Genomic DNA, 19,589 nt, shown 5'->3' on the forward strand with positions numbered 1-19,589 from the left:
CTACGGGCCTTTCCCTATTGCACGTTCAGGATGCCTCGACAGTGCCTTCCGCCGTTTCGCCCTGCCCGCCGCCCAGATGCAGTTTTCGCATCTTTTCCCACAGCACCTTGCGGCTGATGCCCAAGGTGTTGGCGGTGTCCTGGCGGCGCCAGCCGTTGACGTCCAGCGCGGCAAGGATACGGGCGCGCTCGGCGCGCTCGGCATCGGTGAAGACGGGCGGTTCGCACAGCGTGCTGGCCCCGCCCAGGGTGCCGGCGGCGCGCAGCGGCTCGCCGATCTGATCGAATATGCGTTCAATGCGCGCCTGATCCCAACTCTTGAACTGCCGCCGCATGATCGCCACGCGTTCCGCCACATTGGACAGTTCGCGCACGTTGCCGGCATAGCGGGTGCGCGCCACCCGATCCAGCAGCCAGTCCGGCGGCTCCCCTTCGACGCCCAGCCGCTCCAGCAACGCGCGGAAAATGGCGATCTTCTCTTCCTGCCCGCGTTGCTCCAGGTTCGGAATGCGCAGTTCGATCACCGCCAGGCGGTAGTACAGGTCTGCCCGGAACTCGTCCTGGCCCACCAGCGCCCGCAGATCCTTGTTGGTTGCCGCCACCAGCCGGAAATCCACCGGGATCTCCACGCTGGAGCCCAAGCGCGTGACGGCGCTTTGCTCCAGCACCCGCAGCAGCTTGACCTGCTGATACAGCGGCAAGTCGCCGATTTCGTCCAGGAACAGCGTGCCGCCGTTCGCCTGTTCGAAATAGCCCTTGTGCGCACCGACCGCGCCGGTAAAGGCGCCCTTCGCGTGGCCGAAGAAATGCGCTTCGAACAGGCCTTCCGGGATGGCGCCGCAATTGACCGCAACGAAAGGCCCGTCCGACCATTCCGCCCGGTCGTGCAACAGCCGGGCAATGCGTTCCTTGCCCACGCCCGTTTCGCCATGGACCAGCGCATTGCTGCGGCAGTCGGCGAACATCTCGGCTTCGGCCAGCAATGCCCGCATCGGCTCTGACACGGCGATCAACGGCTGTTCACGTTTGGGCGCAGTGCGGCGGAACTGATCCAGCGTGCCCAGCAATTCGAATAGCAGCTTGCGCAGGTCCGCCGTCGTGAAGGCCAGCGGCAACGTGTAGGAATATTCAGGAGGGTAGTAGCGCGAATCGCGCCCGCGGGCCTCTGCCGCCACCCAGATCACCGGCATGGCCTGCACCGCCAGCCAGTCGTAGCCGCTGAAGCGGTTGTCTCCCATGACCGATACGGACACCAGGGCCACGGCGGGACGCGTCGGGTCGCGCGGCGGCGGAAACGCGGTGCCCGCGTCCGCGCGCACCAGCGACACATCCATGCCGGCCAGGCAACGCTCTGCCCGCGAGGCAATATCGGAAGTGCCTTCCCACACATACACGTCGAACTCGTCGCGGGCGAATTTCTGGGTCATGGCTTGTACGCCGGGAAAACAGCGGAAATAACGGGCTTCGTCATCAGTACACCAAACGGGGCTGGCCGCAATCCACGGACAGCAGCGAAACATCGGTCTGGCCGACACTCAGGCCAAGCGTGTTGAGCAATTGCTGCAGCAGACCTGACAGCGGTGCCAGAACAGGTTGCAACAGGTTCACGACAATGGACAGCACGCCGCTAACCTGCGAACCGCCGCTAAGCGCCAGGGTCGCCACCGAGTTGATGCGGCACTGCCGGACAGCGCTTGGCGTGATACCCAAGGCGCACACCACGTCATTCAACGGCGCCACCAGCAGTGAGTTCAAGACATTGCCGACCAGTTGCAGCGTGCCGCCCAACACCCCCGTCAAGCCGCCCGTCGACAGGCGCGTGCTTAGCTGGTTCAGCGCGGTCGTGGACCATTGCAGGTTGTTGACCACCTGCGAAATGGAATTGCCAGCGCTGCCGCCACCGCCGCCCACCAGGTCCGTCGCCAGGGCCGTGCGTTCATCCGCCGTCAGGGGCGTGCCGCTATTGAGGAGATCGCCCAGGATGCCGCCGACCAAGGCATCCGACAGATTGGAAGCCAATGCCCCCAGATTGATGGACGTGGCGTTGACCGTCTGCGTTGACGGGGTGCCGGGCGGTTCTGTCAGCGTGACGGAAACCGGCGCGGCGGAATTGAAAATCGGCAGCGTGACCTTTGCGGTCAACGGCAGGATGCCCAGCACATTCAACACCTGGTGACGCTGGATGGCTGAAAAAGAGCTGGGTTGGCAGCTATTGGTCAACGACACGAAGTTTGCGGCGTTCTGATCGGTGCTGGACGTCATGCCCGGGAAACGCCCCAGGCAGACGTTGGCAACGGAGGACGTCACGGCGATCGTGGCCTGCGACTCCGTCAAGGGAGCTTGGCACAGGTTCGTCAACGTGCCGGTGGACTGCGCCACATCGATGATGATGGGCAGGTCCACCTTCGTGCCCAGCGTCGTCGCCAGCAACGGGCCCACCAGCGGAATGTTGCTGGTGTTGACGCGCAGATACACGCGAATGCCGGCGCTGGTGGCCTGGGTTCCGATGCCGCCGACAGCCAGCGTGGGGGGTTCCACCACGCGCACCCGGGCATCCACGCCCAGCAACGGCACGCTCAGGCCCAGGTTGATAAGATTCTGCCCGTTGGCGATGACCAGGGCCGTTTCAAGCAGGTTCAATGCGTTGACGTTCGCCGCCAAGGCGCCCGTGGCGTCTCCGCCCACGACCGACAGGTTCAGCACGCCGCCATCTCCGAACAGTTTGACGGGCAGATTGAGCGGCATCACGGCCAGCACGGTATTGATGGCGTTGTTAAGCAGGCCGACGCCGGCCTCGGCAGTGCCGCTTTGATTGACCACCGTCAGGGTGGCGTTCAACAGTTGGCCCAGCGTCAGGTTATTGACCGCAGCCAGTTCCGCGGGGGTGCCCACGCCCGTCGCCACCGACAGGGGCAGTCCCAGCGCTTTCAACAAACCGGACGGCGTGATGTTGACGGTGGCCAGGCCTGCCGCATCCAGCACGTCCAATTGCGCGGGCGTCGCCCCAACGGAGGCCAGCAGTTGCGACAGCAGCCCGCCCCGCTCGAGGCGCAGCAGGCGCGACCCCACCATGAACGCCGCGACCGGCCGGGTGTTGGTCGCCACGGCGGTGGTCGTGACCAGCGTGCCGCTGTCCGCGCCGCCCGAAAAACTGGGAACGATGCTGGTCAGCCGTTTGCGCACGATCACGCGCACGGCGTTGAACGGCTGTCCGCTGGCGGCATCGAAGACATGCATCCCGGAGGCGTCGGCCCGGCTTGAATCCCATACCTTGCATTCGACCGTGACGTCGGCCGCCGTGAAGCTCTGGAAAAAGCCGGGCAGGTTCGCCAATGCCGACGTCCGGCCGGCAGTGCCCGCCCGCGCGCAGTCCGCCGCGGCGCCCATGCCCAGCACCTGCACCGCCGACAACGCCGCCAGGTCCGCCCCCTTCTGCATTTCGCGCTTCATGTAGAAGCTGTAAGAAAGGTGCGCGACGCCCAGCAATACCAGCCCCACCAGCACCGCGAACACGACAGCCACGGTGATGCTGCCGCGCTGGCGCGACAAGGAACGGGAATGCGACGGGACGGCTGGCATGGTTTGGCGGCTCCGGCTCGAGACAGAGCCTTAATTCGTGTTCCTGGTTTCCACCCGCTTCTGGAACCATTCCGGGATCGGCTGCCGGAAGCTGTCCACGTAACGGGTCCAGGCCGCGGACGAGACCGGCCCCAGTATCGGCAGCGCGCCACCGCCGCGACGGCCGTCGGCCTGGGCCGCCAACAAGCCCCGCGTCACATCGCCAAAGCCTTCCCTGACCTCGGCGGCAGCCGGTTGCGCAGCGGGTTGCGCCGCCGCCGGCGCTGCGGTTTGCGCGGCCGCGGGCGCGGCATCCGCCTGCGGCATCGACGTCTGTACTTGTTGCACCACGGGCCGGGTCGGCAAGGCCGCCGCGGGCGGTGGCGCGGATTGCGGCGCTACCGCCGCTGCTCCGCCAGCCGGCGGATTTCCGGTCAGCGGCGCGTTCGACTGGGCCTGGGCGGCCAGCGGAGCCAGCGCCGCAAACGCCAGCGCCAGGGTGAACGAACGAGTCAATCGAGGTTGAGACATAAGAGTTTCCTGAACACGGAGTTAACGCACGATGGGCCCATTGCCCAGGCCATCCATCAACGGACTCATCATGGGCATCACGGCGCCCTCGCCGCTGGATACGCGCGTAGGCGTGCCACCGGGCACCGCGGCCGACGGCATGGCGGCCGGCGCGCGATGGCCCCGGATCTCGGAGGCCAGACGCAGAACCTGGCCGCGAGCGTCTTCGCCAAGCTGCGCCCGATCCATCAATTGCTGGGCCTTGACCGAATCGCCCTCGACCAGCAGCAGCACCGCCATGTTGGCCAGCACCTTGCCGTTCTCCGGCGCCAGCTCGGCCGCCTGGCCAAGCGGCACCCGGGCGCCATCCACGTCACCGGCACGCAACCGCGCATAGCCAAGATCGCCGAGGAATCTCGCGTTCATGGGGGCCAGCCTGGCCGCGCGGGAAAAATCATCGACTGCCTGATCGAACTGGCCGCGGCCGCCTGCGATAAGACCCAGGCCATGCCACCCGTCAGCCGCCTGCTCGCCGCGGGTCAACGCGCGGTAGGCTTGCTCGCTTAGCGCGGTCTGGCCGGTCTGGCGCAGGGCATCCGCCCGCATCACGGCCACCCGGCTGTCGTTGCCGAATTTCTGCTGAAACGCCTCGATATACGCCAGTGACGCGAAATAGCGTTCCTGGCGCTGCGCCTCGGCAATCAGCGAGAGCATCATCTCCGGTTCCTTGGGCCGCCGCCGGCCCTCTGCCTCTTCCTCTTTCTGACGGGCAAGCGCTTGATCCTGCTGCTGTTGCTGCATCAACTGCCACGCAGTTTCCGCACTGTTGGTCTTGCATCCGCTCAATCCCGCGGCCACGGATAACGCCGCGGCTAAAAGGGTCCAGCGCAATGCGCCCTGCCGACTTTCCATAGCGCCCGCCATCACGTCCCCCCCATGCGCGACATCGCGCGTATCACTGCCACGAACCCCGATCCGCCGGTAACGATCAGCAGCGCGGGCAGCAAGGTCACGATCATGACTCCCGTCATCTTGACCGTGGTCTTGCCCACTTTTTCTTTCAATTCAAGGCGCCGCGAATCCCGCAGCCTTTCACCGAAGCGGTTCAGCGGCTCTTGCACCGCCCCGCCGTGCTGATCCACCTGAGCGATCAGGCGACAGATGGCGGAGAGGTCGTCGTTGTCGAATCCGGCAGCCAGCCGCGCCAGCGATTGCTCGCGGGTGCGGCCCCGCACGTAGAGTTCGGAGGCCAGGCGCAATTCCTGCGACAGCACCGGCAGCACCTGCCCGAACTCCGTCACCAGCACCTGCATGCTCTGATCGATCGACAGGCCCACGCCCTGCAGCAAACGCAACAGGTCAATCAGCAACGGCAGTTCGTCCGCGGCCATGCGGCGGCGCTTCGCCACGCGCCGTCGCACGAACCACTTGGGCAGCATGTAGCCGACGGCAAAGCCCAGGAACGCCGCGAGCAGCATTCCCGACAGGGAATCGACGTAGTGATAGCGGATGCCCAGCGTCACCGCGGCGATGGGTAGCAGGATCGCCAGGCCGAACCGGAACACGACGAACCGCGATCTTGCGGTTGCCGCATCGGCGTAACCAGCAAGATCCACCAGCTTGCGGTCCTCGGCGGCCAACAGGGCTTCGGCCAACCGGCCCTCGCTCAGGCGCTTGCCGAACGAGTCGGCCGCGCGCGTGGCGGCCGCGAACCTGCCCTGCCCGTCCTGCGCCGACAACGCCGACACCGCCGCGCCGCCCATCTGCCGCGACGCCAGCGCATGGTCCACGATCCGCCGGGTCCTGCTTTGGCCGCGCAGCCGGCGAACGATGCCGACGCCCAACACCAACATGGCCGCTGCGATCAGCATCAGCCCCATCGCCAGCACGGAGGAGACGCTCCACGAGTTCAGAATATTCATCTCGCCGCTCCCATCAAATGGACTTGGCCATGCGGTACAGCCAATAGCTGCCGACGATCTGCAGGACAACGGCGGTCACCAGCATCTTGAATCCGGCCGGGTCACGCCACAGATTCATGAAAAGATCGTTGTTCGTCAGCATGATGAAGCCCCCGATCCCGACCGGCAGCAGCGCCAGCACCCAGGCGGACAGACGGATCTCGGCCGAGCTTGCCGACAGTTCATTGCGTGCCTGCGCCACGTCGCGCATGAAGGCAGCCATGCGCTCGAGCACCTGGTCGCTGCGGCCGCCGAATCGCATTGCCAGCGACACCACGGCGGCCACCATGTAAAGCTCTTTCAGCCCATACAGGCGGGACACGTGCACCAGGGCAGCATCCAGCTCCTTGGCGGACCGGCTAAGGCTGGCGGCCATTTCCACGACCTCGCGCAACGGTTCATCGGTGGTGGCCGACGCCGTCTGGAACGCGGCGCCCATACTGTTGCCGATCGTGATCAGGCGGACGATGTTGTCCAGGAACGCCGGTAATTGCGAGATCATCCGGCGCTGGCGCTTGTCGGCGCGCAGCCACAGCAGGAAGTACTCCAGGATAGCCACGAGCAGCAGCGTCACGATGCCCGACACGACGCCCAAGGTCAGCCACGCCAGCATTGCCAGGCCCACCAGGGGCACCGCAAGCCGCACGTAAAGCCCGGCGCTTTGGCGCACGCCCGCCAGCAACAGCAAGCGGTCCCATCCCGGCAGGCCGCTGCGCACGGCCCGCGCGCTTTCGAAGATCGGAACCGGCTTGGAAGCCGCGTCGCGCCCCCGGTTCAATTGGTTTTCCAGGAAGGACGAGCTCGCCGCCCGGCGGGCGCCGCTGTCGGCATGGCGCCACAGCAGCACCGCGCCAATCGCCAGCACCAAGGCCAGGCATCCCAGCACCAGGGCTTGCATCATCAGCGCCTCCGGCTCCAGAATCCGCCGCCGTCGGTATCGCCCGGCGCGGAATCGTTGGCGCGCGCTTCGGTGCGCATCTTGGCAAGCTTGGGCGTGTGGGGGTGGATGCCCAGCCAATTCCAGCGGTCCTTCTCTTCACCCTCGGGTGTCGTGAAGGTCTCGTGGCGATAGAGTTCCTGCGTGGAAATCACGTTGTCGCCCATGCCGGTGACCTCGGTCACCGACAGCACGCGGCGCTTGCCGTTGGACAGGCGCCCGATCTGCACGATGAAATCCAGCGCACTGGCGATCTGCCTGCGCAAGCTGTCCTCGCTTCCCTGGAACCCGGCAAAGCCGGCCAGCATCTCGATCCGGTACAGGCATTCGCGCGGAGAGTTCGCGTGAATCGTCGCCATCGACCCTTCGTGGCCCGTGTTCATCGCCTGCAGCATGTCCATGACTTCGGCGCCGCGCACTTCGCCTACCACGACGCGGTCCGGGCGCATCCGAAGGCTGTTGCGGATCAGCTCGCGAATACTGACTGCACCGCTGCCGTCGAAACCGCCCTGGCGCGATTCCAGCCGCACCACGTGCGGGTGGTTCAGCGAAAGTTCCGCAGTGTCTTCCACGGTGACGACGCGTTCCGTTTCCGGGATGAAAAACGCCAGCGCATTGAGTAGCGACGTCTTGCCGGAGCTGGTGCCGCCAGACACCAGCACATTGCAGCGGTTCTTGACCGCTTCATGCAGCAGCCGGTAGATCTCTTCGTCGAACGAGCCCAAGGTCAGCAAGTCCGCGGGCTTGAGCGGGTCTTGGCGGAACTTGCGGATCGACACCATCGGCCCATCGACGGCCAGCGGCTCGATCACCACGTTCAGGCGGCCACCGTCGGGCAGCCGCGCATCCACCATGGGACTGGATTCGTCCAGGCGGCGGCCGATCGGCGCCAGGATGCGCCGCACGATGCGCAGCACATGCTGGTTATCGGTGAACCGTAACGTTTCGCGGGCCAGCACGCCACGGCGCGACACGAACACGTTGTCGTAGCCGTTGATCAGGATGTCTTCGACCGCCGGATCGGCCAGCAAGTCTTCCAGCGGCCCCAGGCCTGCCAATTCCTTGGTCAGGGCCTCCGCGATCTGCCGCATTTCGCTTTCGTTGATCGGCACCCGGCGCAGGCGCACGAAACTCGCGACCTCGATGTCGACGAATTCCTGGATCGCGGACCGTGCCCACCGGCCGAACTCCGCGCCCAATTCCTCGATACGCGAGAGCAGGTGCTCGTACGCCGCCGTCTTCACTTCCTGGAAGCGGTTCGACGCCGAGAACCCCTTATCGCCATCACCGCCAAACTCTATCGTCGCTGTCATGATCATGTCGGCTTCCGTTGCAGTCCTTGCGTCGTTCCGTTAACCGACGACCATACGGCGATGCACGCCGGGCAGCCAGGTGGCCAGCCAGCTTGCCCGCCCACCGGGCGTGCTTTCTTCCGCCCCCAGCTTTTCCACCAGCGTCTGCACCGCGCGCACGTAGATATCGCGCTCGGCGTCCTCATGCAGCAGATGGCCCTGGTTGGTGCAGACCATCAAGGCCAGCGTGCGGTCCGGCAACGTGCCCACCAGTTCCAGCTGGAAGCGCTCGGCGATCTGCTGCGCGGTCATGCCGTAGCGTTCGTCATACCGGTTGACGATCAGGCCCAGGCTGCGGCGGTCCACATGCATGTGCTCAAGCTCTTGCAGCAACCCGGCCAGCGAAACCAGGGCGCCGACGCTTTGGTCGGTCACGATCCAGTTCTGTTCCGACGCGCGCGCCAGGCCGGCCACGAACTCCGGATTCGTGAAGCCGCCCGAATCGGCGACCACCACACCGAAATGCTGGCGCATGCGTTCGAACACCAGCAGCGAATCAGATTGCGAAACATCGCGCATCAGGCCCAGATCACGCGGCAGCGACAACACGCTGAGGCCGTTGGCCGTATGCGGCATGGCCGAAGCCAGCAACGTGGGATCCAGACGGCGCAGGTTGCGCGCCGCCTCCGAGAAATCGAACTCACCGCCGATGTTCAGATAAAGCTGGCAATCGCCCACCGGCCAGCCCAGGTCCATCAGCGCGACGCGGCTGGACAGGGGCAGCGAAGCGCCCGGCTCGGCCGCTGCCGCCTTGGCGCCTTTGCCGCCACTGGCCATGGCGCGTGCCCCGTGTGCCTGCTTGAGACGGTCTTGGGCCATGTGGGCCAGGTGCACGGCCAAGGTGCTGGCGCCCACCCCGGGGCGCGCGCCCAGCAGCAAGACACTGCGCCGCGACCCGTCCGCACGTCCGCCGTCTGCCTGGGCGTCCAGCAGCCGCAGCACGATGTCCTTGATTTCCTGGGGTGCGATCGTGGGGTCGACAAAATCGCTGACCCCAGCGCGAAGCGCGGCAATGGCGCCCTCGGGCTGACTCAAAAGGCCGACCGCGACGCGCGGCAGTGTAGGTGCGATGCGCGCCAGCAGACGCGCCAATTCAGCGGACTTGAACAGCTTGCCGGGTTCGTCTTCGCTTAGCGTGAAATCCAGGAACACCACCTGCGGCGAAATTTCCGCCAGACGCCGCGCCAGTTCTTCCGTACTGGGCGACTCCTGGGTCAGCATCCCCATTTCGCCCAGCGCCTGCCCCAATTGCACCGCGACATCCGCCCCCTTGGAGCAGAATAAAAATCGCTTGCTGTTTTGCAGGCCCACCCACTCGCTTGCATGTGTCTTCATATTGTTCACCGCGAAAAGCCCGGCATTTGCTGGCCGCCCATGGGCCCCGTCAGGTAGTAGCCCCAGGCGTTGAAGCCGTTATCGGCACGCTCTTGCTTGTCGCCCGGCAAGGGCAGATTCACCCCGCGTGCAATGGGGCGAACCAGGCGCGGCGTCACGACGATGACCAATTCCGTTTCCTCTTGCGAGTAGTCGAGACTGCGGAAGAACGAGCCGATGATCGGCAAGTCGCCCAGCAAGGGCACCTTGCTGACCATGGCTTTGGTCTGGCGCGAAACCAGGCCGCTGATCACGAAGCTTTCGCCATCGCCCAATTCAACGGTCGTGTCGGCGCGGCGGGTGCGCAACGCCGGTATGGTCGAGGTGGTGCCATCGGTGCCGCTGTGCAGCGTAACGCCGTTGTTGTAGTCCAGCTCGCTGGCCTCGGGCGCCACTTTCAGCGAAATGCGGTCGCGCGACAGCACCGTGGGCGTGACCGTCAAGCCGATACCGAACGGCTTGAACGTGACCGACACCGTCCCCAGCCCGCCGGCTTCAGGAATAGGCAATTCACCGCCTGCCAGAAAGCTGGCGCTCTGCCCGGTCATGGCCACCAGCGTGGGCTCGGCCAGCACGCGCGCCATGCCATTGGTCTGCAGCAGACGCAGTCTGGCGCTGAAATTATTGGTGTCGTAGAACAACGAGAATCCGGATGCCGCCGCCGCGAAGTTGGTCGGAACCAGGCTGGCTGATGCGCTCCACGGGCCGCTGCCGCCGGCGCTCCAGTTGATGCCCGCCTCTTTCATCACCGAGCGCGACACCTCGACGACCTTGACCTCGACCTGCACAATGCCGCTGGTGCCGGCGGAAGACACGTCGACGACGTTCTTTTCCCCGCCCACCGCGGAGGCCGCGATGGCCGCCGAGGCCACCTGCCCCATCGGGGTCTCGGCATGGCCGGACACGACGGCCCGGTCTCCGGCGATGTCCACATTGGCGCCGCCGGCGATGCCGCGCGTGGCCAGCGCGCCCTGGACGCTGCCGCCCACCCGCACGTTCCACACCTGCGGCGCCGCATTGTTGCCGCTCCATATCTGCACCTGTGTCGTACCCGCCTTCTTGCCATAGACCAGTATCGAGCCTGCGCGCTTGCCCGAAGCGGGCAGGACTTTCACGTCAGCGACGTCAGGGTCGCCGATGGCGATGCGGGACGGAGCCGCGCCGTCCAGCAACAGCGTCTGCTGCCCCTTCACCGACAACGCAAGATCGCGGGCCGGCGCCGGCGCATTCGAGCCCGGCGATGACGCCGCGGTCTGCGCGGTGGCGAGGCCCCCGCAGGACATCGCCGCTGCCGCCGACAGGACGCAGATCAAGGTGGTGCGCTGAGTGTTCTTCATGGTGCTGAATCTAGTCATAAGAGAGAGTCCGGCCACACGCGGCGCCAAGCCGCGCGGAGCCACGTTCAATAACGGACACGTTCGGATTTGTCTCCGCGCAAGATCTCTACCGTCCTGCCGCCGCCCCCGCCGGAATTCGCGCCACGCACCGGCGCCGCGGGAACTCGCGCGGCAGTCGTCGTCCCGTCAAGCTGCACCAGGCTTTCACCGGCGAACGCGCGGTTCGGTCCCTGCTTGAGCGCTTCGCGCTGCTCCGGCGTCAAATCCGCGCGCGTCGGCAACACCGTGCCGCGCTGAGCGAACAATTGCGTATCGGGCACGCTGTCGTCGTTCAACGGGCGCAGCGCCAATTGCAGGCGGCCGGAACGGCTGGCCAGTATCAGTTCATTCACGCGCTCCACCGGCACGGCCAGCACGGCGGTCTTGGCGGGCTGCGCCGACTGGGCGGGCACGCCCGGCTGCGCCACCGAGCCCTTCTCGGGCCCATCCACGGAATCCTTGCCATACGCCAACACGCGCACCTGGGATTGCAGCAGCCGCGACTGGCCGCCAGGCACTTCCTGACCCTTTTCGATCATGAAGAACACGTCCACCCAGTCGCCGGGCGCGACGCGGTTGCCGCCACCGATCACTTCATCCACCGCGATCGCCACGGCGCGCTCGCCCGCCTTCAACTGGCGCGCCAGCCCCTGCGCCAGCAAGCTGGGCAGGATCGGATCGCCCGCGGCGATATCGACCTTCGTCACCGCGCCTTCCAATGCGGCGACGGCGTTGTATCCGCCGGATAGCGGCGCCTGCCATTCGTCCACCCTCAGCATGCTCTCGCTGTTGATGCTGGAGCCTGCCGGGATCGCCGCTTTGGCCACGACGACCGGATAGAGCTTGACCGGTGCTGCAGCTGCCGGCGCGGACGCCGTGGGCGCGACGCTTGCCGGCGGACGGGTGGGTGCGGACGCGAGCCGCCAAGCGACGAAGGCCAGCACCAGGCCCGCCACCAACAAAAACCCTGCGACGATCTTGCTCAAACTGCTCATGGTGTCCCTTGCGATATCTGAACAACGGCTTGCGAATGCAATCGGGTAGGAATCCAGTTCGGCCCCATTCCGGGCAACGTGGTGATCAGGCGCTGCAGGGTGGCCAGCAGCGGCCAGGATTGGGTGTTGTAGGTCAGCCCGACGGTGGCGCAATTGGCTTGCTGCCCCCCGGAGCCGCTCCAGGCGCATGGCGCACTGGTCGTCGCGCAGACGACGGCCGAACCCGAAGAAAATGCGCTCATCGCGGCCGAGCACGCTGCCGCCGACACATTCGGCTGACCGTTGAAGCGGGCGAACACCGCCGCGCGGGCGCCATCAGTGGCGGCCGACGCCAATTGCTGTTGCATCCAGAACAGCACCGCGAAGCTGAGCACGCCGCAGATGAACATCAGCAGCATGATCAAGGTCAACGAAAATTCCAGCGCCGCGATACCGCGCTGACGGGAGCGTCGAGGGCCGCCTTCGCGGTGCCGGGCGTGGGCGTCCATATCAGCGTTCCCCATTCAGATGCACCGTGGCGCGGGCGCTCAATACGCCGGAGGCCGGCATCAGCACCGCCTGCAGCAGCGGCAGCGCCGGAATCAGCGGATGGGCGCCGTAGGCGTAAGACACCGTGACTTCCACCTGCCCTTCTGCAAGCGCGCGGCCGCTACAGGCTCCGCCTGCCGAGCTGCTCAGCGCGCCCGTACTGCCGCAGACCGCCACCTGGACGCCGGCAGCCGACATGGAACTAATCCATTGCGCCTGATACAGGGCGGCATCGCGCCCGGCATTGGCACGCGTGGTCAATGAGGAAGGCACGCCCTCTTGCCACTGCAAGATCTTGCGCGCGCCTTCTTGCGCGGCAAGCGTCACGGATTGTTGTGCGGCCGCCACCAGCGAGTACGTCAGAATGGCGTAGAACACCAGGAAGAACACCACGAATACCAAGCCGAATTCAACGGCATACACGCCACGCTGAGCGCGGCGGCTCCCAGGTAGGCGGCATAGGGAACTTGGCGAATGCGGAGAGGCAGCGCCCGGTACCGCGAAGCGATCAGCGCCAGCAAGCTGTGCAAGCCGGCCAGCAGGCTCGCCAGTACCAGCACCAGGATCAGCGGCGCGATCCCCAGAAGCAGCCCGATGATGGCGATGGCTTTGACGTCGCCCGCGCCCATCAGGCGCCGGCTCCACAAGAACAGGAATGGAATCGCCGCCAGGAATCCGGCAAGCGCCATGAGTCCGCCAGTCCATCTGGGCGGGTAGAGCCAGCCAGGGATGACCCACGCGGCCGCCAACCAAAGCAGCTGTGCCACGAACCCGGCAACGATTAACGCGTTGGGAACACGGCGATAGCGCAGATCGTTGTAGATCAGCACCAGACTCCAGCTTGCGAATAGCAGCCACCACAACACTTCCCCTGGATACAAGGCGGGACCTTCCGATAATTCAAAAACCGGGCTTCAGCGTTTCAGCTGAAAACCCATGAACGGGTCAAGCAGCCTGCCTGTCGGATGGCCCAAAGGGCCATCGCGACATGGACCGGCTTGCCGGGCGTTAAACGGCCCCGCCTTGGGAGGTAAGCTTGGCGCCCAAGTCGGTGAACAGACTGGTCAGGCCTCCGGTAAAGAAGCCTATTGCAGCGATGATCGCTACCGCCATCAGCCCAGCAATCAGCCCATATTCCAGGGCAGTGATGCCATCTTCGTCATTCCAGAACTGCGCAAGTTTCGCTTTCATGTCGAGCTCCTGACACTCGATTGATAATTGAGCTGCGCCGTTATGCGACACCAGCCCCCTATGCCCGGAACTGCCTGCGTTGCGGGAGCATTCCTTGCCCGCGTGCAAACCGGGGCCCTGCTAACCCGGCCCTAGCGTGGACCCTGGCACCTTGCCAGGCTCCGACACCGGCGCCGATTCAATAAACGAGTCGATCCGTTGCGCCATGCGGGCGCGAAAGCGAGTCGATGCCCGCTGCAACTGCCAACGCATGATCAGCAGCGTGACGGCGGACAGCACGAAAGCGATATACGGCAACATGAGCCCGCCGATTTGCAGACTGGAATAGTCACGAGGCGTTGTGCAAATGACCGTACCGGCGGCAGCGCCGGTGTAATGCATGCCGCACACGGCTATCGCCATCAAAATGGCGGCTCCGCCGCGCTGAAACTCATTCTGCGTATTGAAAGCCAGCCACAGCGCGGCTGACGCCGCGATTACCGCGATAAGCACCGATAAAACAACCATCGGCAAATTCCAAAGCAATACCGCCGGCATGCGCATGGCGCCCATGCCCAGATAATGCATCGCCGCGACGCCCAAGCCGGCGGCAAGACCGCCCACCAGGCAGCGCCCAAAAGTGAAACGGTCGCGGCCGACATACCAGAATGCCCAGCCGGAAAAACCGGCGGCCACGATGAAACTGAGTATGGTCAGGCCAACCTGGTAGCCCACTTCGAAAGGCAGGTTCTGCGCCTGCATGCCAATGAAATGCATGCTCCAGATACCCACCCCGCCCATGGCGACAGCGCCAATGAGGATGTAACCGATCCGTATTTCACCGTCCTGCGTTTCGGTGCGAATGCCCGCCGCGGCGAGCAGTGCCACGTACGAGCCCAATACCGCGGTCAGGAACGACAGCGCGACCAGACCGGCATGGAACGACAGGGGAACGACATCACCCGGGCTCATGCATGGCCCCAGTGAAATAGTCCGCAATCGTGGCGTTGCGCCGGCAGGCTTTTCCGAGAAGTACTGCAGTCACACGCGCCCATCTTGTGGACTCCCGATAGCCTGAAAAATCGATGTGTTTTGATACGTTTATATAGTCTTATCTATTAACATTTAATACACATCAGGGTTTACACCGATATTCGCGATACTCAGGCAACAGACATGTAACGGATATCCCCAAATTCATATCGATCGTATTAAAAACCGCTAGTTAACCCTGATATTTCGATTACGCATCGGTTGCTAAGCATTTCGCAATGTTGTTATCTGGTCGTGTCCGATTGGTCACAATGAAATAAATTGTCATTATCTGGAGCGGCTGGCACCATACCGCCTACGGCGCACGGAAGCACTTTTACTAATGTTATGTCCCTGAATATTTTCGATATTTAACTAATATCGGAGCACGACAGAACGGCGCCCGCAGAAACGAGAGATATAAAAGGCATGAGACGTACGTACCCGGCAAGTCCGCTTACCCTCACCCTAATCTGCGCCCTTGCCTTCAGTGCGAATGTGCGCGCGGACGGGCCGCTACGAGGCAACCCCGTAGACTCGCTTCCGCGGCTGGAAACACCGCCCGGCGCCAAGCAACCGCCCCCCGTGGTGGAAACGGCCACTCCCGAGCAGTTGGCGCTGCAAGCCAGGCTGGCGCAACGCATCGTGCCCCTGAACTTCGACGTAAGCGGCGTACACGCCATTCCGTTTGACGAGGTGTCCGGCATCCTTGCACCGTTGTCAGGGAAAGAAATCAGCCTGGGCGAACTGGTGCAACAGGTCGACAAAATCACCCAGCTATACCGCGACAAGGGATACCCGCTGTCGTTCGCGCTGGTGCAAAACCAGACGTTCGCCAATGGGCTGGTGGTGGTGACGGTCGTTGAAGGCTATATCGCAAACGTGCGGATCGAAGGCGATATCGGCAACGCGCTGGACCGTCTGGAAACACTGGCCGGCCCGTTGACAGAAGACCGGCCTTTGCAGCAGGCCACGCTGGAACGCCAGTTGAATCTGATGCGTACCGTGCCCGGCGTGAAGTTCACGCCGAACCTGGACCTGCCACGCCGCGCGGATGGTGCGACGGAACTGGTGCTGAGCGCCACTCGCCAGCCGGTTAGCGTCACGGCCGGTATTGCCGATCTTGGCACCGGCATGCAACCGCTGGTCAATATGGGCACCAATAGCCTGACACCGCTGGGCGAACAGGTGAAACTGACCGCGTCCGTGCCGTTCAACACCGACGACGTTAAATACGTCATGGGCGAGGTCCGCGTGCCGATCGGCCCGGACGGCCTGGCGATCAAGGTCGACGGTTATCACTACGACGCCAAACCCCAGGACGATGCCATCGAATATCTGGGATTCGAGCGGCGGGTGAAAAACGACCGCATCGGCGTCGGCGTCAGTTATCCGTTTCTGCTGAACAACACGCGGTCCTTGACCGGCACGCTGGGCGTCTACGCGGCCAATTCCAAGGACCGGTACGATTCCCGGACCTCGGACCTGTGGCTGCAGCAGGACGCAAGGGTCCGTGCCGCGAACATGGAGCTGCGATATATCCAGGTGTCGGAAAGCAAGACCACGGACGTTACCGCAAGCGTTTCCAAGGGGTTTGACGCAGCCGGCGCCAAAAAAGACATCTCGACCAATTACGGGTATTCGGCCACGCCGATCCTTGACCTGGATTTCACCCGATACAACCTCAACGCGAAACAGACGTTTGCGTTGCCGGCGCAGTTCGGATTGACGTTTTCAGGAGCCGCCCAATACTCCAGCAATATCCTGCCTTCGTCAGAGCAGGTTTCTTTCGGCAGCTGGAGATATGCCATGGGCTACGCGCAAGGCGAGCAAAGCGGCGACAAAGGCGTCGGCGTATCGGCCGAAGTGAACCGCCGTTTTGGCACGGGCTGGGAATACCTGTCGAGCGTACAGCCGTATGCCTTGGTGGACTACGCGCGCACCTGGTACAACAACAAGGGCTTGCAGGAACTGAACCAGCGGCATTTGTCTTCAGTCGCCCTGGGCCTGCGGTTCACGGACGATAAATACTATCTATTCGATTTCAACGTGGCCAAGCCCATCGGCTCGGCCCCCGTCAGCGATGATCGGAACGTGCGCTTCAACGCCAACTATTCCTTGTTCTACGACGCGTTCTGACCTGACGGCCGCCCTGCCGGACTGACCCGCGCCTGTTTTCACAGGCGCTTTTTTTCGCCTATTCCACCCCTGACGTTACGTAACGTTGCCCGTAACGTAACGGGCAATAACCCGTCATTCGTAACATTCGCAGGGTTTTCGCCGTCGCAAAAATGAGGGTTTCCCAATATTGGTACAAACCCTTTAACGCCCTGCTATCTCGCTGATATTCAAGGCTTTTCCTGGCGATAAATCGCGAACGCAAGCGACGCGACAGCGCCATTGCAAAATATTGGCACGGTTTATGCATGTAGAGACGTATCGGGCAGTTTCATTGCCTGACCTTCCAACCCTGGAGCTCGCCATGTATACCAAAGTCGACGCAAAGCGCATTCAACGTATTTTGACCTCCACCGTCATGGCCGCAGCGCTGATGAGCGCGTTGGCGGCTTGCGGAGGCGGCGGAGGCGGCAAGAAGTCCGCCGGCCTGCCGGGCACCGATATTCCGACCAATCCTGGCGGCACTAATCCTGGCGGCACCAATCCCGGCGGTACCAACCCGGGCGGTACGGATCCGACGAATCCTGGCGGCACCGATCCCAACACACCCGTCAATCCCGTGACGGCCGGCCTGTTGCAAACCACGTTGGGCAATACCGGCGGTGCCGTGGACAACACCTTGCCCCTGAATCTGGACACGACGCTGGGCGGCGTGGGCAAAGCGCTGGACCCCACCTTGGCGCCCGTCGTCAATACCGTGGTGGGACTGACCCAGGAAGTGGGCGCCACGACCGGCTTGGGCCAACCCGTGGACGGCGTCACCAAGCAAGTGGGCGGCCTGGTCAGCGACTTGGGCACCACCGTCAAGGGCACCGGCCTGCCAGGCGGGCTGAGTACCGGCCTGGGTGGCCTGGTCGATGGTTTGGGCAAGACGGTCGCCAGCACCGGCGGCCTGCTGAACGCCGACCCCGCGAATCCGCAACCACTCACGACAATCCTCGGTAACGCCACGGGTGCCGTGGGCGCCTTGACCGCCGGCCTTTCCGGCCAGGGCGGTCTGTTGAATCCCGTCACCCAAGCCGTTGGCGGCATCACGGGCGGCGTGCTGGGTGGCCCCTCCACGCCGCTCCTGGAGCCGGCGTTGGGCAACGTAGGCAAGACCGTGGATAACGTTTTACCCCTGGGATTGCAGCCGACGCTGGCCGGCATTGGCGCCGCGCTTGACCCCACGGCCAGCCCGCTGGCTGGCACGGTCACCGGCCTGACGCAACAACTGGGCGCGACCACCAAGCTGGGCGCACCCGTCGCCGGCCTGTTGTCGAATCTGGGTGGCACGCTGGCTTCGGCCGGCACTTCGCTGCCGGGCAATACGGCCGGGCTGAACGGCGTGCTGCAAGGCCTGGGTGGCGCCGTCGCCAGCGCGGGCGGCTTGCTGAACGCCTCGCCGGCCAATCCGAACCCGCTGGGCGCGACGCTGGCGAACGCCACGGGCGCAGTCGCTTCATTGACCGCAGGCCTGGGTCTGGGCGGCGTGACCGGCGGCCTGACGGGTGGCGCCGGCGGCACGGGCGGTTTGCTGAGCCCGATCACCGGCATTCTCGGTGGTGTGGGCGGCGTGGGCGGCACCCCGGCCGCGGGCGGCGTGGGCGGTCTGCTGGCGCCGGTGACGGGCTTGCTGGGCGGGGTGACCGGCGCAGTCGGTGGCGCCACCGGCGGCACCACCGGCGGCACTGCCAACGGGGGCCTGCTGGGTGGCCTGCTGGCTGGCGTGACGGGCGCAACGACGGGAGGGGCGACCGGTGGCGCAACCGGCGGAACGTCGGGCGGCGCGACCAACGGCGGCTTGCTGGGTGGCTTGCTGGGCGGCGTGGTTGGCGGTGTCTCGGTCGGCGCGACCACGGGCACGGGCGCTAGCGCGGGCGCCAGCGCGGGCGGCGCAGCCGGTGCGGGCACGACCAACGGCGGCTTGCTGGGCGGGTTGCTGGGCGGCGTGACGAGCGGCGTGACGGGATCGTCGACGACCACCGGCGGCACGACGAACGGCGGCCTGTTGGGTGGCCTGCTGGGCGGCCTGTCGGCCAAGAAGTAAACCACCACATTCGCAAGGGAGCGACATCATGCTGCAACAAGAAACCATCGTTCACCATGAGCATGTGACCGTGATGCCTGAATCTCGCACGAGTGACCTGCGCCCGGGAATGCTTGACGATATCGCCCTGATGCTGGGTCGGCAGTTTTCGGTGTACAACGCCGCGTGCCAGTCGGCGTTGGCGGAAAAGCTGGGTATTCCCCTGGCGGATCTGAAGGCGCTGGAACTGGTGATGGAGTTCGATGCCCTGCCCACCGGGCAGCTCGCCCAGTTGATGGGCATCAGCTCCGGCGGCGCGACCGCCTTGATCAACCGGCTGGAGGCGGCAGGCTATGTGCAGCGCGGCCGCCACCCGCTGGATCGCCGGATGATCGTGATCCGGCCGGTCGAGGAACAATGCCAGCATCTATCCCAGGAACGGCAGTGGATCGCCGACGCGGTGATGCTGATGGCGCGCCGCTACGACACCACCGAACTGGAAACGGTACATGCCTTCCTGGCCCAATGCGTCCGCACCTTGAGACACGACACGCTGGTTTGGCTGGAAACGCGCAGCGCGCATCACGAGGATCACTGACCCCGAACCTCGC

The 19,589-nt window shown here is 64.7% G+C and carries 18 protein-coding genes; 3 read left to right on the top strand and 15 right to left on the bottom strand.

The annotated features are described in order from the left end of the window. Window positions 1-25: 25 nt before the first annotated feature. The 15 genes from ACE039_RS16045 to ACE039_RS16115 all read right to left on the bottom strand — a co-directional run bounded on the left by ACE039_RS16045 (window position 26) and on the right by ACE039_RS16115 (window position 14,732). Window positions 26-1,426, bottom strand: coding sequence for a sigma 54-interacting transcriptional regulator (locus ACE039_RS16045; RefSeq protein ID WP_485822803.1), 1,401 nt, complete (start codon window positions 1,424-1,426; stop codon window positions 26-28). Window positions 1,427-1,469: 43 nt separating this feature from the next. Beyond that, window positions 1,470-3,578, bottom strand: coding sequence for a pilus assembly protein TadG-related protein (locus tag ACE039_RS16050; RefSeq protein WP_448712562.1), 2,109 nt, complete (start codon window positions 3,576-3,578; stop codon window positions 1,470-1,472). A gap of 30 nt (window positions 3,579-3,608) precedes the next feature. Then, window positions 3,609-4,088, bottom strand: coding sequence for a DUF3613 domain-containing protein (locus ACE039_RS16055; protein WP_485822804.1), 480 nt, complete (start codon window positions 4,086-4,088; stop codon window positions 3,609-3,611). A 21-nt stretch (window positions 4,089-4,109) separates the two neighbouring features. Further along, entirely contained in the window at window positions 4,110-4,979 is an 870-nt protein-coding gene (locus tag ACE039_RS16060) for a tetratricopeptide repeat protein (RefSeq protein WP_448712560.1), read from the bottom strand. Between the two features lie 11 nt (window positions 4,980-4,990). Next, on the bottom strand, window positions 4,991-5,989 hold the full coding sequence (locus ACE039_RS16065) for a type II secretion system F family protein (protein ID WP_485822805.1): 999 nt from the start codon (window positions 5,987-5,989) through the stop codon (window positions 4,991-4,993). A 13-nt stretch (window positions 5,990-6,002) separates the two neighbouring features. After that, entirely contained in the window at window positions 6,003-6,929 is a 927-nt protein-coding gene (locus ACE039_RS16070) for a type II secretion system F family protein (RefSeq protein WP_448712556.1), read from the bottom strand. After that, window positions 6,929-8,284 (bottom strand): TadA family conjugal transfer-associated ATPase, encoded by a 1,356-nt coding sequence (locus ACE039_RS16075; RefSeq protein ID WP_105556578.1) that lies wholly within the window; start codon window positions 8,282-8,284, stop codon window positions 6,929-6,931. The genes ACE039_RS16070 and ACE039_RS16075 overlap by 1 nt, the downstream gene beginning before the upstream one ends. Before the next feature lie 33 nt (window positions 8,285-8,317). Then, complete coding sequence (locus tag ACE039_RS16080) at window positions 8,318-9,661, bottom strand: pilus assembly protein CpaE (protein ID WP_448712555.1); 1,344 nt, start codon at window positions 9,659-9,661, stop codon at window positions 8,318-8,320. Then, window positions 9,658-11,028 carry a type II and III secretion system protein family protein gene (locus ACE039_RS16085; RefSeq protein WP_485822806.1) on the bottom strand — a complete coding sequence of 457 codons (1,371 nt, stop codon included), beginning with the start codon at window positions 11,026-11,028 and terminating at the stop codon, window positions 9,658-9,660. The genes ACE039_RS16080 and ACE039_RS16085 overlap by 4 nt, the downstream gene beginning before the upstream one ends. Before the next feature lie 65 nt (window positions 11,029-11,093). Then, on the bottom strand, window positions 11,094-12,062 hold the full coding sequence (cpaB, locus tag ACE039_RS16090; RefSeq protein WP_485822807.1) for a Flp pilus assembly protein CpaB: 969 nt from the start codon (window positions 12,060-12,062) through the stop codon (window positions 11,094-11,096). Beyond that, window positions 12,059-12,550, bottom strand: a complete 492-nt coding sequence (locus ACE039_RS16095; protein WP_448712552.1) for a TadE/TadG family type IV pilus assembly protein — start codon at window positions 12,548-12,550, stop codon at window positions 12,059-12,061. The genes cpaB and ACE039_RS16095 overlap by 4 nt, the downstream gene beginning before the upstream one ends. A 1-nt stretch (window position 12,551) precedes the next feature. Then, window positions 12,552-13,013: a TadE/TadG family type IV pilus assembly protein gene (locus ACE039_RS16100; protein ID WP_105556583.1), complete on the bottom strand. Its 462-nt coding sequence runs from the start codon at window positions 13,011-13,013 to the stop codon at window positions 12,552-12,554. Beyond that, the gene (locus ACE039_RS16105; protein ID WP_485822808.1) at window positions 12,950-13,471 is read right to left on the bottom strand and encodes a prepilin peptidase; all 522 of its coding nucleotides are present in this window, start codon (window positions 13,469-13,471) and stop codon (window positions 12,950-12,952) included. Before ACE039_RS16105 ends, ACE039_RS16100 begins: the two co-directional genes overlap by 64 nt. Window positions 13,472-13,598: 127 nt before the next feature. Next, window positions 13,599-13,781 carry a Flp family type IVb pilin gene (locus tag ACE039_RS16110; protein ID WP_105556585.1) on the bottom strand — a complete coding sequence of 61 codons (183 nt, stop codon included), beginning with the start codon at window positions 13,779-13,781 and terminating at the stop codon, window positions 13,599-13,601. A 120-nt stretch (window positions 13,782-13,901) separates the two neighbouring features. After that, a complete protein-coding gene (locus ACE039_RS16115) occupies window positions 13,902-14,732 on the bottom strand; it encodes an MHYT domain-containing protein (protein ID WP_105556586.1) in 831 nt (276 codons plus the stop codon). Between the two features lie 489 nt (window positions 14,733-15,221). Between ACE039_RS16115 and ACE039_RS16120 the strand changes: the two genes are divergently transcribed. The 3 genes from ACE039_RS16120 (at window position 15,222) to ACE039_RS16130 (ending at window position 19,576) form a co-directional block, all read left to right on the top strand. Beyond that, the gene (locus ACE039_RS16120; protein WP_485822809.1) at window positions 15,222-16,931 is read left to right on the top strand and encodes a ShlB/FhaC/HecB family hemolysin secretion/activation protein; all 1,710 of its coding nucleotides are present in this window, start codon (window positions 15,222-15,224) and stop codon (window positions 16,929-16,931) included. A gap of 343 nt (window positions 16,932-17,274) precedes the next feature. Continuing rightward, entirely contained in the window at window positions 17,275-18,999 is a 1,725-nt protein-coding gene (locus ACE039_RS16125) for a collagen-like triple helix repeat-containing protein (RefSeq protein WP_485822810.1), read from the top strand. A gap of 28 nt (window positions 19,000-19,027) precedes the next feature. Then, window positions 19,028-19,576, top strand: coding sequence for a MarR family winged helix-turn-helix transcriptional regulator (locus tag ACE039_RS16130; protein ID WP_105556589.1), 549 nt, complete (start codon window positions 19,028-19,030; stop codon window positions 19,574-19,576). Window positions 19,577-19,589 lie beyond the last annotated feature (13 nt).

The sequence above is a fragment of the Achromobacter maghribensis genome, from assembly GCF_057334215.1.

Excerpts from the sequence above, each read along its gene's own strand:
- ACE039_RS16120 (WP_485822809.1), top strand. The coding sequence starts at position 15,222 with ATGAGACGTACGTACCCGGCAAGTCCGCTTACCCTCACCCTAATCTGC.
- cpaB (WP_485822807.1), bottom strand. The coding sequence starts at position 12,062 with ATGAGCAGTTTGAGCAAGATCGTCGCAGGGTTTTTGTTGGTGGCGGGC.
- ACE039_RS16050 (WP_448712562.1), bottom strand. The coding sequence starts at position 3,578 with ATGCCAGCCGTCCCGTCGCATTCCCGTTCCTTGTCGCGCCAGCGCGGC.
- ACE039_RS16095 (WP_448712552.1), bottom strand. The coding sequence starts at position 12,550 with ATGGACGCCCACGCCCGGCACCGCGAAGGCGGCCCTCGACGCTCCCGT.
- ACE039_RS16060 (WP_448712560.1), bottom strand. The coding sequence starts at position 4,979 with ATGGAAAGTCGGCAGGGCGCATTGCGCTGGACCCTTTTAGCCGCGGCG.
- ACE039_RS16115 (WP_105556586.1), bottom strand. The coding sequence starts at position 14,732 with ATGAGCCCGGGTGATGTCGTTCCCCTGTCGTTCCATGCCGGTCTGGTC.
- ACE039_RS16085 (WP_485822806.1), bottom strand. The coding sequence starts at position 11,028 with ATGAAGAACACTCAGCGCACCACCTTGATCTGCGTCCTGTCGGCGGCA.
- ACE039_RS16130 (WP_105556589.1), top strand. The coding sequence starts at position 19,028 with ATGCTGCAACAAGAAACCATCGTTCACCATGAGCATGTGACCGTGATG.
- ACE039_RS16070 (WP_448712556.1), bottom strand. The coding sequence starts at position 6,929 with ATGATGCAAGCCCTGGTGCTGGGATGCCTGGCCTTGGTGCTGGCGATT.
- ACE039_RS16125 (WP_485822810.1), top strand. The coding sequence starts at position 17,275 with ATGTATACCAAAGTCGACGCAAAGCGCATTCAACGTATTTTGACCTCC.
- ACE039_RS16055 (WP_485822804.1), bottom strand. The coding sequence starts at position 4,088 with ATGTCTCAACCTCGATTGACTCGTTCGTTCACCCTGGCGCTGGCGTTT.
- ACE039_RS16110 (WP_105556585.1), bottom strand. The coding sequence starts at position 13,781 with ATGAAAGCGAAACTTGCGCAGTTCTGGAATGACGAAGATGGCATCACT.
- ACE039_RS16065 (WP_485822805.1), bottom strand. The coding sequence starts at position 5,989 with ATGAATATTCTGAACTCGTGGAGCGTCTCCTCCGTGCTGGCGATGGGG.
- ACE039_RS16075 (WP_105556578.1), bottom strand. The coding sequence starts at position 8,284 with ATGATCATGACAGCGACGATAGAGTTTGGCGGTGATGGCGATAAGGGG.
- ACE039_RS16045 (WP_485822803.1), bottom strand. The coding sequence starts at position 1,426 with ATGACCCAGAAATTCGCCCGCGACGAGTTCGACGTGTATGTGTGGGAA.